This window comes from Dryocola boscaweniae (genome assembly GCF_025215095.1).
Taxonomy (GTDB): domain Bacteria; phylum Pseudomonadota; class Gammaproteobacteria; order Enterobacterales; family Enterobacteriaceae; genus Dryocola; species Dryocola boscaweniae.
The window spans coordinates 1-13,418 of the sequence record NZ_JALHAP010000065.1 but is presented as its reverse complement, the minus strand read 5'-3'; the positions used below and the strand labels follow the sequence as shown (position 1 = coordinate 13,418).

Sequence of the window (13,418 nt, the reverse complement as noted above, 5' to 3'; positions counted from 1 at the left end):
TCCATACGACTCAAGGCACGATCATGGCAAAAACCGCGGCAGCATTGCATATCCTTGTTAAGGAAGAAAAACTGGCCCAAGAAATTCTCGAACAGCTGAAAAACGGCGGCGACTTCGAAAAACTGGCGAAAAAGCACTCCACCTGCCCGTCAGGCAAAAAAGGCGGCCACTTAGGTGAATTCCGCCAGGGCCAGATGGTACCGGCTTTCGATAAAGTGGTGTTCTCCTGCCCGCTACTGGAGCCGGTTGGCCCGCTGCACACGCAGTTTGGCTACCATGTTATTAAAGTTCTGTACCGCAACTAATAAAAAAGGCCGGGAATTTCCCGGCCTTTTTACATCAGACGACTCGATTAGCCCGCAACGGCGATACGCTTCATATCTGTCATATAGCCACGCAGTTTCTGGCCGACCTTCTCGATTTCGTGGTTACGGATAGCTTCGTTAACGTCACGCAGTTGCGCGTTATCAACAGAAGCGGCCGGAATCTCTTTACCTAAATCGCCTGGCTGCAAAGTGGTCATGAACTCTTTTAACAACGGTACAGCCGCATAAGAGAACAGATAATTGCCGTATTCCGCAGTATCGGAGATAACCACGTTCATTTCGTACAGGCGCTTACGTGCGATGGTGTTCGCAATCAGCGGCAGCTCGTGCAGTGATTCGTAATAAGCAGACTCTTCGATAATGCCCGCATCCACCATAGTTTCGAATGCCAGCTCAACGCCTGCTTTCACCATCGCGATCATCAGAACGCCTTTATCGAAGTATTCCTGCTCGGAAATTTTGCCTTCAAACTGAGGAGCGGTTTCGAACGCGGTTTTACCGGTCTCTTCACGCCAGGTCAGCAAGTTCTTATCGTCATTCGCCCAGTCAGCCATCATGCCGGAAGAGAATTCACCGGAGATGATATCGTCCATATGTTTCTGGAACAGCGGCGCCATAATTGTTTTCAGTTGTTCAGACAGCGCATAAGCGCGGATTTTCGCCGGGTTGGACAGACGGTCCATCATCAGCGTGATACCGCCCTGTTTCAGCGCTTCGGTGATGGTTTCCCAGCCGAACTGAATCAGTTTTTCTGCATAGGCCGGGTCGGTGCCTTCTTCCACCAGCTTGTCAAAGCACAGCAGAGAGCCCGCCTGCAGCATGCCGCACAGAATAGTTTGCTCGCCCATCAGGTCGGATTTAACTTCCGCAACGAAAGAGGATTCCAGAACACCCGCACGGTGGCCGCCGGTGGCCGCAGCCCAAGCTTTAGCAATCGCCATGCCTTCGCCTTTCGGATCGTTTTCCGGGTGCACCGCAATCAGGGTTGGAACGCCGAAGCCGCGCTTGTATTCTTCGCGCACTTCAGTTCCCGGGCACTTCGGCGCCACCATCACTACGGTGATGTCTTTACGGATCTGCTCGCCAACTTCAACCACGTTGAAACCGTGGGAGTAGCCCAGCGCCGCGCCATCTTTCATCATCGGCTGAACAGCCTTAACTACCGCGGAGTGCTGTTTGTCCGGAGTCAGGTTAACCACCAGGTCAGCCTGTGGGATCAGTTCTTCGTAAGTCCCTACTTTGAAGCCGTTTTCGGTCGCTTTACGCCAGGAAGCGCGCTTTTCAGCAATCGCTTCTGCACGCAGAGCGTAAGCAACATCCAGACCGGAATCACGCATGTTCAGGCCCTGGTTAAGGCCCTGGGCACCACAGCCGACGATGACGACTTTTTTGCCTTTGAGGTAGCTTGCTTCATCGGCGAATTCGCTGCGCGCCATGAAGCGACATTTACCCAGTTGCGCCAACTGCTGACGCAGGTTCAAGGTGTTGAAATAATTAGCCATCGTAGGACTCCGTGATTGTCGTGTTGTGTTTCTTGTAAGGGTCGTAAGCCGTGTCGTGCTTGCGAGAATGAACCCACTATATGACAGGAAATGCGTTGCTTAAATTGATATATTAACAACGTGACGTTGCAATAATTGCAACATGAAAATAAGGGTTGATGACCATGGATTTACGCGATTTAAAAACGTTTCTCCACCTCGCGGAAAGCCGCCATTTTGGCCGTAGCGCGCGGGCGATGCACGTCAGCCCTTCAACGCTTTCACGCCAGATCCAGCGTCTCGAAGACGATTTGGGGCAGCCGTTGTTTTTGCGTGATAACCGCACCGTCACGCTGACCGAGGCCGGAGAGCAGTTGCGCCAGTTCGCCCAGCATACACTTTTGCAGTATCAGCAGATGCGCCACACCATCGGCCAGGAAGGCCCCTCTTTGTCTGGCGAGCTGCATCTGTTCTGCTCGGTAACGGCGGCCTACAGCCATTTACCGCCGATTCTGGACCGTTTCCGCGCGGAGCATCCCAATGTCGAAATCAAACTAACGACGGGCGATGCGGCGGATGCGGTGGAAAAAGTAGATTCTGATGAAGCAGACCTGGCAATTGCCGGCAAGCCAGAATCCCTGCCGCCGGGTATTGCTTTCTCGATGCTGGAAAATTTAGCCGTTGTGCTCATCGCTCCTGCCCTGCCCTGCCCGGTTCGCACAATGGTGAGTGTCCCCGCGCCGGACTGGAACAAAGTGCCGTTTATTATGGCGGACCAGGGCCCGGTGCGCCGCCGCATCGAGCTATGGTTCCGCCGTCAGAAAATCAGCAACCCCTTTATTTACGCGACGGTGGCCGGGCATGAGGCAATGGTATCCATGGTTGCGCTGGGCTGCGGCGTGGCAATAATTCCGGAAATTGTGCTGGAAAACAGCCCGGAGCCCGTGCGTAACCGAGTTCAAATTCTGGAGCGTAGCGATGAAGACGCGCCGTTTGAACTTGGCGTCTGCGCACAAAAAAAGCGGCTCAATGAGCCGCTTGTGAACGCTTTCTGGAAGCTACTGCCCGGCAGTCATTAACCTGCCAGGAAGAAGCGGAACGCCGGATTGTTGGTTTCGTCGTGACAGTCGTAGCCAAGTTCGTTGAGGCGGGTTTCGAAATCCGGCTCGTTATCGCCCAGCTCAAACGCCGCCAGCACGCGGCCATAATCTGTTCCGTGGCTGCGATAGTGGAAAAGCGAGATATTCCAGTGCGTACCGAGCGTTTGCAGGAACTTCAGCAAAGCGCCGGGAGACTCCGGGAATTCAAAGCTGTAGAGACGTTCACGCAGCGGTTTGGAAGGTCGACCGCCCACCATATAACGCACGTGCAGTTTCGCCATTTCGTCATCGGAAAGATCGACAACGCCGTAACCGCCTTCGTTAAGTTGAGCAAGGATCTCCTGCCGCTCTTCAACCCCGCGAGTTAGCCGCACGCCAACAAAAATGCAGGCATTATCCGAGCTGGCATAGCGGTAGTTAAATTCCGTTACCGCACGCCCGCCGAGCAGTTGGCAGAATTTCAGGAAGCTGCCTTTTTGCTCCGGAATCGTCACCGCCAGAAGCGCTTCTCGCTGTTCGCCCAGTTCGCAACGCTCAGAAACATAGCGCAGGCCGTGGAAGTTTACGTTTGCTCCGGACAGCACATGAGCGAGGCGTTCGCCGCGGATCTGATGCTGTTGGATATATTTTTTCATTCCTGCCAGCGCCAGCGCGCCGGAAGGTTCCGCCACAGCGCGGACATCCTCGAACAAATCTTTCATCGCCGCACAGATTGCATCGCTATCTACGGTAACGATATCATCGAGATATTCCTGACAAACGCGGAATGTCTCGTCACCAATACGTTTGACCGCCACACCTTCAGCGAACAAACCTACGCGCGCCAGATCAACCGGCTTGCCTGCATCCAAAGCGGCCTTCAGACAGGCTGAGTCTTCTGCCTCGACTGCGATGACTTTGATCTGCGGCATAAGCTGTTTGATGAGCACCGCCACACCCGCAGCCAGACCGCCGCCGCCAACCGGGACAAACACCCGATCGATATGCGCATCCTGCTGCAACAGCTCCAGCGCCAGCGTACCTTGTCCGGCAATCACCGCCGGGTGATCAAACGGCGGCACATAGGTGAAACCCTGCTGCTGCGAAAGCTCGATTGCTCGCGCCTTCGCTTCGTCAAAATTTGCACCGTGGAGCAGCACTTCGCCACCAAACGCTCTTACCGCATCCACTTTGATGTCTGCCGTGGCAACCGGCATGACGATCAGAGATTTAATGCCCAAACGCGTTGAAGAAAGCGCCACGCCCTGCGCGTGGTTGCCTGCCGATGCGGTAATCACCCCGCTGGCTTTCTGTTCGTTGTTCAGCCCCGCAATCATGGCATATGCGCCACGCAGCTTGAAACTGTGTACCGGCTGCCTGTCTTCACGCTTCACCAGAATGACGTTATCCAGCCGCGAAGAGAGTTTTTCCATCTTCTGTAACGGAGTGACCTGCGCCACTTCGTAAACCGGAGAACGCAGCACGGCACGCAGATATTCCGCCCCGCAAGGGGCGTCGGGTAGCGGTTGTGACTCGGCCATTATCAGCCTCCCAGCTTGCTTTTATCGCGTACCGCGCCTTTATCGGCGCTGGTAGCAAGGCTTGCGTAAGCGCGCAATGCGAAGGAAACCACGCGTTCACGATTTTTCGGCGTCCACGCTTTGTCGCCGCGAGCAAGCTCAGCTTCATGGCGCGCAGCCAGCTCAGCAGCAGGGACGTCCAGCACCATGCTGCGATTCGGAATATCGATGTCGATCATGTCGCCATCTTCAACCAGCGCAATCAGACCGCCGCTGCCCGCTTCCGGAGAGACATGTCCGATAGACAGGCCGGAAGTACCGCCGGAGAAACGTCCGTCGGTTATCAGCGCGCACTCTTTGCCCAGCCCCATTGATTTCAGGTAGGTGGTTGGATAAAGCATTTCCTGCATGCCCGGCCCGCCTTTTGGCCCTTCGTAGCGAATAACTACGACATCGCCGGAGACCACTTTCCCGCCCAGAATCGCTTCCACGGCGCTGTCCTGGCTTTCATACACTTTCGCCGGGCCACGGAATGTGAGGTTGGATTTATCCACACCGGCGGTTTTTACGATACTGCCTGCTTCCGCAATATTGCCGTACAGCACGGCCAGACCGCCGTCTTTGCTGAATGCATGCTCCAGCGAACGAATGCAGCCTTCCGCACGGTCATCGTCCAGCGTGTCCCAACGGCAATCCTGAGAGAACGCCTGAGTAGTACGGATACCCGCAGGGCCGGCGCGGAACATTTTTTTCACCGCTTCATCCTGCGTCAGCATGATGTCGTATTTATCCAGCGTCTCTGACAATGTCAGACCAAGGATGTTTTTTACGTCACGATGCAGCAGGCCGGCACGATCGAGCTCGCCCAGAATCGCCAGTACGCCACCGGCGCGGTGAACATCTTCCATATGATATTTCTGGGTGCTCGGCGCGACTTTACACAGATGCGGCACTTTGCGTGACAGACGGTCGATATCCGTCATATCGAATTCGATTTCGCCTTCCTGCGCGGCAGCGAGCAGGTGCAGAACGGTGTTGGTTGAGCCCCCCATTGCGATATCAAGCGTCATGGCATTTTCGAATGCCGCTTTGCTGGCGATGCTGCGTGGCAATGCGCTGATATCGTCCTGTTCGTAATAACGTTTAGTTAGCTCAACAATACGTTTACCGGCGTTCAGGAACAGGTCCTTACGATCGGCATGAGTCGCCAGCAGCGAGCCGTTCCCCGGCTGCGACAGGCCCAGCGCTTCGGTCAGGCAGTTCATTGAGTTGGCGGTAAACATGCCGGAACAGGAGCCGCAGGTCGGACAGGCGGAACGTTCGATTTGTTCGCTGTCCGCATCGCTGACGTTAGGGTTTGCGCCCTGAATCATCGCGTCCACCAGGTCGAGCTTGATTATCTGGTTAGACAGCTTGGTTTTGCCCGCTTCCATCGGGCCGCCGGAAACAAAAATAACCGGGATGTTCAGGCGCAGCGATGCCATTAGCATCCCCGGGGTGATTTTGTCGCAGTTAGAGATACAGACCATGGCGTCCGCGCAGTGTGCGTTAACCATGTATTCCACAGAGTCGGCAATCAGCTCGCGGGACGGCAAAGAATAAAGCATACCGCCGTGGCCCATAGCGATGCCGTCATCCACGGCAATGGTGTTGAATTCTTTAGCCACGCCGCCGGAAGCTTCAATTTGTTCGGCGACCAGCTTGCCCAAATCGCGCAGGTGAACGTGACCCGGCACAAATTGAGTAAAGGAGTTCACTACAGCAATAATTGGCTTGCCGAAATCATCATCGGTCATCCCGGTTGCGCGCCACAAAGCGCGGGCACCCGCCATATTACGGCCGTGGGTTGTGGTGGCTGAACGGTACTTAGGCATGCTTATTTACTCCAGTCTGTCGTGTTACGAGCGGTCAGTTGCCGCTCGCCTGGTTATAATTTTTACTGTGGGTTTACTGGGTCTAACCAGCCCCATTTGTCTTCGGTTTCACCCGTGAACAGGCCAAAGAATGCCTGTTGAATACGTTTGGTCACCGGGCCGCAACGCCCTTCGCCTACCTGAATGCTATCAACGCTGCGTACCGGCGTGATTTCAGCCGCTGTACCAGACATAAATACTTCGTCCGACAGATAAAGCGATTCGCGAGAAAGCACCTGCTCACGCACCTCGATCCCCAAATCTTTCGCAAGCTTGATGATGGCGTCACGAGTGATGCCCGGCAGCGCGGAGGAGGTGAACGGCGGGGTAAACAGAATGCCGTCTTTAACCTCAAAGAGGTTTTCGCCAGCGCCTTCTGACAGGAAGCCCTGCACGTCTAATGCAATACCTTCCTGATAACCATGACGACGCGCTTCACTGCCAACCAACAAGGAAGAAAGATAATTACCGCCGGCTTTTGCAGCAGTAGGAATGGTGTTTGGCGCAGCACGGTTCCATGAGGAAACCATTGCGTCGATCCCTTGGTCCAGCGCTTCTGCGCCCAGATATGCACCCCATGGGAAGGCTGCGATGATCACATCGGTGGTATAACCGTCTGGCGGGTTTACGCCCATGCCCACATCACCCACAAAGACCAAAGGTCGAATGTAGGCGCTGGTCAGGTTGTTTTTACGAATAACGGCGCGGCAGGCCTCCATCAACTCATCAACGCTTTGCGAAACCGGGAAGCGATAAATCTTTGCTGAGTCACGCAGACGCTGCATATGTTCGCGATGACGGAACACCACCGGCCCTTTATGAGAATCGTAGCAACGAATACCTTCGAATACAGATGTACCGTAATGCAGCGCGTGGGACATAACATGGACTTTCGCCTCGCCCCACGGCGTCATCTCACCATTGAACCAGATATAATCAGCTTTCTTCGTTGTCATTGTTCTCTTCCTTTGCGCTCAGGCGCGGATTTGTTGTGATGTCTGTTGCTGGATTTCGACGCGGCCAACGTCAACCAGTTTGCTTAATTGACTAAACAGTAATTCGACAGGACGCAGGCTGGCAACGGTCAATTCAATATTAATGTTGTCGGTATTTCCTACAGCGACCATGTTCATTGAGCAGATCTGAAAACCGCGATGGCGTACCACGCGTAACACACGCTCAAGCGTTTCCGGGCGAAAGCGAGCCTGCACGGCGAGTTGATGTTGCATCATGATAATTTCTCCAGCATTTGCGAATTACTGGCACCAGGCGGTACCAACGGCCAGACGTTTTCGTACTCATCGATTGAAACATGCAGCATGTATGGCCCGTTGCTGTTTAGCAGCGCGTCGATGGCACCTTCTACCTGGTCTTTACGGGTGATGTGCTGGCCTGGGATACCAAAGGCGCTGGCCAACGTGAGGAAATCGGGGTTATCGGAGAGGTTTGTTTCACTGTAACGCTCGGAGAAAAACATCTGCTGCCACTGGCGAACCATGCCTAACCGTTGGTTATCCAGTAAAACGATTTTCAGCGGCAACTGTTTTCGTTTTACGGTGCCCAGCTCCTGCACGTTCATCATGAAGGAGCCGTCACCCGAGATACAGATAACCATATCATTCGGTCGGGCAACCTGAGCGCCGACGGCGGCTGGCAGGCCAAAACCCATCGTTCCCAGCCCACTGGAAGTAATGAAGTTTTCCGGACGCGTGAAGGACATATGTTGCGCCGTCCACATCTGGTGCTGGCCCACATCGGTCGTTATCACGCACTCTTGCGGCTTACGGTCGGAGAGTTGTTTCAGCAGCAACGGAGCAAAGATCGCCTCGCCCGGATGATCGTAACGCCATGGATTTTCGGCTCGTAAAGCCGCCACTTCCTGCTGCCAAGCGGTGATTTCCAGAGGCTGCTGCAGGGCTTGCAGCATTTGAGTCAGATCGCCCGGCAAAGCAATATGTGCCTGACGCAGTTTTCCCAGTTCGGCTGGATCGATATCCAAGTGGATAACTTTGGCGTGAGGGGCAAAAGCATTGAGTTTGCCGGTTACGCGGTCGTCAAAACGAGCACCAACGGCAATCAGCAAATCACATTCCTGCACCGCGAGGTTGGCCGCCCTGGTGCCGTGCATGCCTAACATACCTGTATAAAACGGATGTTCCGCCGGAACCGCGCCCAGTCCCTTCAAGGTGACGGTAGAAGGTATATTGGTCGCTGCGATGAAGTCGCGAAGCGCAGGTACGGCCTGAGCCATACCCACTCCGCCTCCCACATACAGCATTGGTTTGCGGGCATTTGCCAACATTTCACGCGCTTGCTGCAATTCTGCGTGCGGCATCTCAAAATCGTCTTCAACGGTCGACAGCCACGGCTCCAGCTCGCCCTGTTCTAACTGAATGTCTTTAGGAATATCGACCAGAACCGGGCCGGGACGACCAGAGTTTGCAATTTCGAAGGCTTCCGCGAGGACACGGGGCAAATCTTCAAAAGACTCAACGAGGAAGCTGTGTTTGGTACAGGCCAGAGACAGCCCTAAAACGTCGATTTCCTGAAAAGCATCGGTGCCGATGAGCGGGGCTGCTACCTGGCCGGTGATAGCAACAACGGGGACGGAATCTAACAGCGCATCGGCAAGACCGGTGATGAGATTTGTGGCACCGGGCCCCGACGTTGCAATGCAAACGCCTGTTTTTCCTGTAGAACGTGCGTAACCAATGGCTGCCATTGCCGCCCCTTGCTCGTGGCGACAGAGTAAATGCTCTACGCCGCCGTCATACAAAGCATCGTAGACAGGCATTATCGCACCGCCGGGATAACCGAAAACCATCTCTACACCCTGCGCCCGCAAAGCATGTACCACCCACTGTGCACCATTCATAGTTAGTTCCCCGTCTCATTACCGGAGAAACAGCATTTTATTCTGCAACGTATCATCTGTTTCTCACTTGAATTTCTTTGCCCAACAAAAAACCCCCGGACCTTTCGGTGCGGGGGTTCTTTTCGATTCAGACTTGATTTTTAAGCCTTTCTTTCTCCAAGTGCAGCCCCGCACAGTGGGATAATAATCACCACCACGCTAATCACGACCAGGCTAATCACTCGTAGAAGGGCTTTCATTTTCTGTATGTTCTGACATCTAGTTCGAAGTAATGCCTACAGAGTTATCACAGAGATTGGTGAAAGCACAAGATTTTTTTATAAAGGAGCCGACAGTTTAAAAATTAAAAAAAGTAAAACTCATTTATTTTCATGGGATAAGTGAATCGTGAAAAAAATTCACCGCCGGCAATTTTCTTCCGCTTTTTATCGGATTCTGACAAAAATTATTTTTCTGCGGGATACGTTACAAATCACAAAGCGACAAATGAAAGAATGCCTGAAAGTCTGGAAGACGCTTCGACAGAGAAAGTTTTCTTTCTTAACCCTTCACCAGCTAACTGACACTATTGCCCGTCATCTAAGGGGGGAATATGTCACTGGCAGTTATTAATACGAGAGCGGCTCTGGGTATTGCCGCCCCTCTGGTTACCGTTGAAGTGCATCTTAGCCAGGGTTTGCCCGGCTTAACGCTCGTTGGTTTGCCAGAAACTACCGTCAGGGAAGCCAGGGATCGTGTACGTAGCGCCATTATCAATAGCGGCTATACGTTTCCCGCAAGGAAAATTACCATCAACCTTGCACCAGCGGACCTTCCGAAAGAAGGAGGAAGATATGATCTGCCAATCGCTTTAGCCTTACTCGCTGCCTCTGAGCAGCTCTCAATAGATAAACTGAGTTCAATATGAGTTCGTGGGTGAACTCGCCCTCACAGGCGCTTTACGTGGCGTTCCAGGCGCTATTTCATCTGCAATGGAGGCTCTGAAAGCTGGCAGGAATATTATTGTGGCAGAAGAAAATTCCAGCGAACTGGGGCTAATCAAACAACCTGGCTGCCTTGTCGCAAATCATCTCACTCAAGTTTGCGCTTTCCTGGAGAACAAGGGCGAGCTTTCTGCGCCTGCATTGCAACAAGACTGGCACATAGAAAACCGACAGGATCTCAATGAAATCATTGGCCAGCCGCAGGGGAAACGCGCTTTAGAAATCGCAGCCGCTGGCGGTCATAATTTATTGCTTATCGGGCCACCAGGCACAGGTAAAACCATGCTGGCCAGTCGCCTGACAACTCTCTTACCTCCCTTAAATGATGTGGAAGCTCTCGACAGCGCGGCTATTCTCAGCCTGGTCAATCCTCACGATCTACAGAAAAAATGGCGTCAGCGCCCATTCAGGGCGCCTCACCATAGCGCTTCGCTGACGGCTTTAGTCGGCGGCGGCGGTATTCCCAGGCCTGGCGAGATATCACTGGCTCACAATGGCGTGCTTTTTTTAGATGAGCTGCCAGAATTTGAACGCCGTGTACTGGACGCATTGCGTGAACCTATCGAATCAGGAGAGATCCATATATCTCGTACACGGGCCAAAATTACCTACCCCGCACGTTTTCAGTTATTAGCAGCCATGAATCCCAGCCCAACAGGGCATTATCAGGGTAAACACAACCGCTGCACGCCAGAACAGACTTTACGCTATCTGAGCCGGTTATCGGGACCATTTCTGGATCGCTTTGACCTGTCGGTTGAAATTCCTCTGCCGCCTTCGGGGATGCTCAGTAATCCCGCTCAGCAAAGTGAAAGCAGTGCGGATATCAGGGCAAGGGTGTTACAAAGCCAACAACGGCAGTATTTACGTCAAAATAAGCTTAATGCAAGGCTTGATAACCACGAAATCCGGGAACATTGCGCTATTGAACAACCTGATGCGATATGGCTGGAAGAGGCGTTGGTGAAGCTGGGTTTATCTATAAGGGCGTGGCAGCGGTTACTAAAAGTCGCGCGGACAATTGCTGATATGCAACAGCATGAAAAAATCAGGCGGGAACATCTTGTCGAAGCATTAGGATATCGTGCAATAGATCGCTTGCTGGCTCATCTACAACAATTGGCAGGATAAAAAATGGGGCCAGAGCCCTGAGGGATCCCCAGAAAAAAGAAGGATAAACGGGACAGACATAGCCCAATGTGATCTACAGATTTTCCAACAAATTCAACAGGATCATTGCTGTGCCTGTCCGCCGCTTATGCCAGGACTTTTTCAGAGATGCTCTGGGGTCATTTCACAAATACCGCCAGAATGCCCTGATAGATGCAACCACAGCCCTGGTTAACGGCGCATCTCTTACTCTGACCAGCATTGGGCGCTTTCTGCCTGGCGGGACTCAGGTGAAAAACAAGATTAAACACGTTGACCGTCTGCCAGGCAACGAATCTCTTCAGCAAGAATCTCATTTCTGACGTTAGCGGAAAATGTCCTGCGACACTCCCCGCTAATTTTAAGACGAATATTACTGAGTGATGTTCTTATCCATTTAACACGGGTCTACCGCAATATGGTGCTGGTTTATTAGCTCCAGTTTGTGGGGATCCCTCAGGGCTCTGGCCCCATTTTTTATTAGTCGTCGCTGTCGGTAAAGTCTTCTACCGTATCCATCTGCGGTTTACCACCGGAGAGGGTGTGGAAGCGCTTAGGACGCTTGATACGCGTCATGTACTTGCTCCATACACGTTCAGCTTCGGTGACTGGCTCACGCTCACCACGGCATACTGCTACGAACAGCACTTCTTCTTCAGTTCCTGGTTCACGCTTACCGAGATCCAGCTCGTTGAACGCAAAACCATGACGTTCCAGCAACTGTGCCTCTTTGATGGTGAAATCACCATGGCGAGCGAACCCGCGCGGATAATGTTTATTGTCGAAAAACCGATTAGTCGTCGTAAAGCTTTCCGCCATCCTACACGCTCCTAATTCTCTTGGCCGAGCTATTTATGGCGCGGAGTATTAGTTACGCTTGACAGAGCGTCAAACAAAACATTTAAATCATAACGACAAATTTTTTTTGGGAGCAAGCTGTGGATACCGAATTACTGAAAACCTTTTTAGAAGTAAGCAGAACCCGCCATTTTGGGCGCGCGGCAGAAGCACTTTATTTGACGCAGTCTGCCGTCAGTTTTCGTATTCGCCAACTCGAGAACCAACTGGGTGTAAATCTTTTTACGAGGCATCGCAACAACATACGGCTTACTAACGCTGGCGAGCGCCTGCTTCCCTATGCTGAAAATTTAATGAGTATCTGGCTCGCGGCCAAGAAAGAAGTGTCCCATACATCACAGCATAACCAGTTGACCATCGGTGCAAGTGCTTCTCTGTGGGAGTGTATGCTTTCGGAATGGCTAATAGCGCTTTATCAGCAACATAGCGGCCTACAATTTGAAGCACGTATTGCACAACGTCAATCGTTAGTAAAACAGCTACATGAGCGTCAACTGGACTTATTGATCACTACCGAAGCACCCAAGATGGATGAATTCTCAAGCCAGTTACTGGGACACTTCAACCTGGCGCTTTTTGCTTCCCAACAAAGCAATACAGGAGATCTGACTTATTTACGACTGGAATGGGGACCTGATTTCCAGCAGCATGAAGCTGGTTTGATCAGCAATGATGATATTCCCGTTTTGACAACCAGCTCCGCACAGATAGCCGGTAACCTGCTTAAAGAGCTTAACGGATATACTTTTTTACCCGTTGAATGGGCGAAGAAGCAGAAAGGATTATGGCAAGTTGCGGACACAAAAACGCTTTCTCGCCCCCTGTATGCAATCTGGCTACAGAACAGCGATAAACAAAATACGATTAAAGAGTTATTAAAGACATCTCTCGTAGCGCAGTAATGCGCTTTTGAGGACAAAAAGGAAGGAGACTAGCGGAATTTTAGGCAAAAAAAATCCTTTGCCGAAGCAAAGGATCATTATATGGCAGGGGCGGAGAGACTCGAACTCGCGACACCCGGTTTTGGAGACCGGTGCTCTACCAACTGAGCTACGCCCCTAAATAACGCTTATTATTAAGCCCGCTAATTTAGCAGGCTTAATTTTCTAATAAGTGGCGGAACGGACGGGACTCGAACCCGCGACCCCCTGCGTGACAGGCAGGTATTCTAACCGACTGAACTACCGCTCCACCGAATTTCTTACAGCATCAGGGTTCACCCTGATTTTACTTC

At 52.5% G+C, this 13,418-nt stretch carries 11 protein-coding genes, 2 tRNA genes and 2 pseudogenes; 5 read left to right on the top strand and 10 right to left on the bottom strand.

The annotated features are described in order from the left end of the window. Positions 1-23: 23 nt before the first annotated feature. On the top strand, positions 24-305 hold the full coding sequence (gene ppiC / locus MUA00_RS01150; RefSeq protein WP_034461726.1) for a peptidylprolyl isomerase PpiC: 282 nt from the start codon (positions 24-26) through the stop codon (positions 303-305). Between the two features lie 47 nt (positions 306-352). On the opposite strand, the gene ilvC is transcribed toward ppiC, so the two are convergent. Then, positions 353-1,828, bottom strand: coding sequence for a ketol-acid reductoisomerase (gene ilvC, locus MUA00_RS01145; RefSeq protein WP_271121308.1), 1,476 nt, complete (start codon positions 1,826-1,828; stop codon positions 353-355). 164 nt (positions 1,829-1,992) lie between these two features. Here ilvC and ilvY point away from each other — a divergent pair, with 164 nt between their 5' ends. Beyond that, positions 1,993-2,886, top strand: coding sequence for an HTH-type transcriptional activator IlvY (gene ilvY, locus MUA00_RS01140; RefSeq protein WP_271121307.1), 894 nt, complete (start codon positions 1,993-1,995; stop codon positions 2,884-2,886). On the opposite strand, the gene ilvA is transcribed toward ilvY, so the two are convergent. The 6 genes from ilvA to ilvL all read right to left on the bottom strand — a co-directional run bounded on the left by ilvA (position 2,883) and on the right by ilvL (position 9,433). Further along, the gene (gene ilvA, locus MUA00_RS01135; protein ID WP_271121306.1) at positions 2,883-4,427 is read right to left on the bottom strand and encodes a threonine ammonia-lyase, biosynthetic; all 1,545 of its coding nucleotides are present in this window, start codon (positions 4,425-4,427) and stop codon (positions 2,883-2,885) included. The two genes, ilvY and ilvA, sit on opposite strands and share 4 nt — an antisense overlap. A 2-nt stretch (positions 4,428-4,429) precedes the next feature. Then, the gene (gene ilvD, locus MUA00_RS01130) at positions 4,430-6,280 is read right to left on the bottom strand and encodes a dihydroxy-acid dehydratase (RefSeq protein ID WP_271121305.1); all 1,851 of its coding nucleotides are present in this window, start codon (positions 6,278-6,280) and stop codon (positions 4,430-4,432) included. 62 nt (positions 6,281-6,342) lie between these two features. Further along, positions 6,343-7,275, bottom strand: a complete 933-nt coding sequence (locus MUA00_RS01125) for a branched-chain amino acid transaminase (protein WP_271121304.1) — start codon at positions 7,273-7,275, stop codon at positions 6,343-6,345. An 18-nt stretch (positions 7,276-7,293) separates the two neighbouring features. Further along, positions 7,294-7,551, bottom strand: coding sequence for an acetolactate synthase 2 small subunit (ilvM, locus tag MUA00_RS01120; protein ID WP_121266811.1), 258 nt, complete (start codon positions 7,549-7,551; stop codon positions 7,294-7,296). Beyond that, on the bottom strand, positions 7,548-9,194 hold the full coding sequence (ilvG, locus tag MUA00_RS01115; protein ID WP_271121303.1) for an acetolactate synthase 2 catalytic subunit: 1,647 nt from the start codon (positions 9,192-9,194) through the stop codon (positions 7,548-7,550). The genes ilvM and ilvG overlap by 4 nt, the downstream gene beginning before the upstream one ends. Before the next feature lie 140 nt (positions 9,195-9,334). Beyond that, positions 9,335-9,433 carry an ilv operon leader peptide gene (ilvL, locus tag MUA00_RS01110; protein ID WP_271121302.1) on the bottom strand — a complete coding sequence of 33 codons (99 nt, stop codon included), beginning with the start codon at positions 9,431-9,433 and terminating at the stop codon, positions 9,335-9,337. Between the two features lie 353 nt (positions 9,434-9,786). On the opposite strand from ilvL, the pseudogene MUA00_RS01105 reads away from it, so the two are divergent. Then, positions 9,787-11,308, top strand: a pseudogene (locus MUA00_RS01105) (YifB family Mg chelatase-like AAA ATPase). A gap of 110 nt (positions 11,309-11,418) precedes the next feature. Then, positions 11,419-11,637 (top strand): annotated as a pseudogene (locus MUA00_RS01100) (IS4 family transposase); the annotation flags it as partial. A 169-nt stretch (positions 11,638-11,806) separates the two neighbouring features. On the opposite strand, the gene MUA00_RS01095 reads toward MUA00_RS01100, so the two are convergent. Beyond that, complete coding sequence (locus MUA00_RS01095) at positions 11,807-12,145, bottom strand: DUF413 domain-containing protein (RefSeq protein WP_121266815.1); 339 nt, start codon at positions 12,143-12,145, stop codon at positions 11,807-11,809. 119 nt (positions 12,146-12,264) lie between these two features. Between MUA00_RS01095 and hdfR the strand changes: the two genes are divergently transcribed. Next, on the top strand, positions 12,265-13,086 hold the full coding sequence (hdfR, locus tag MUA00_RS01090; protein WP_271121301.1) for an HTH-type transcriptional regulator HdfR: 822 nt from the start codon (positions 12,265-12,267) through the stop codon (positions 13,084-13,086). 82 nt (positions 13,087-13,168) lie between these two features. Here the strand turns inward: hdfR and MUA00_RS01085 are convergent. Further along, positions 13,169-13,244: transfer RNA gene (locus MUA00_RS01085), tRNA-Trp, on the bottom strand. 54 nt (positions 13,245-13,298) lie between these two features. Continuing rightward, positions 13,299-13,375: transfer RNA gene (locus MUA00_RS01080), tRNA-Asp, on the bottom strand. Between the last annotated feature and the right edge of the window lie 43 nt (positions 13,376-13,418).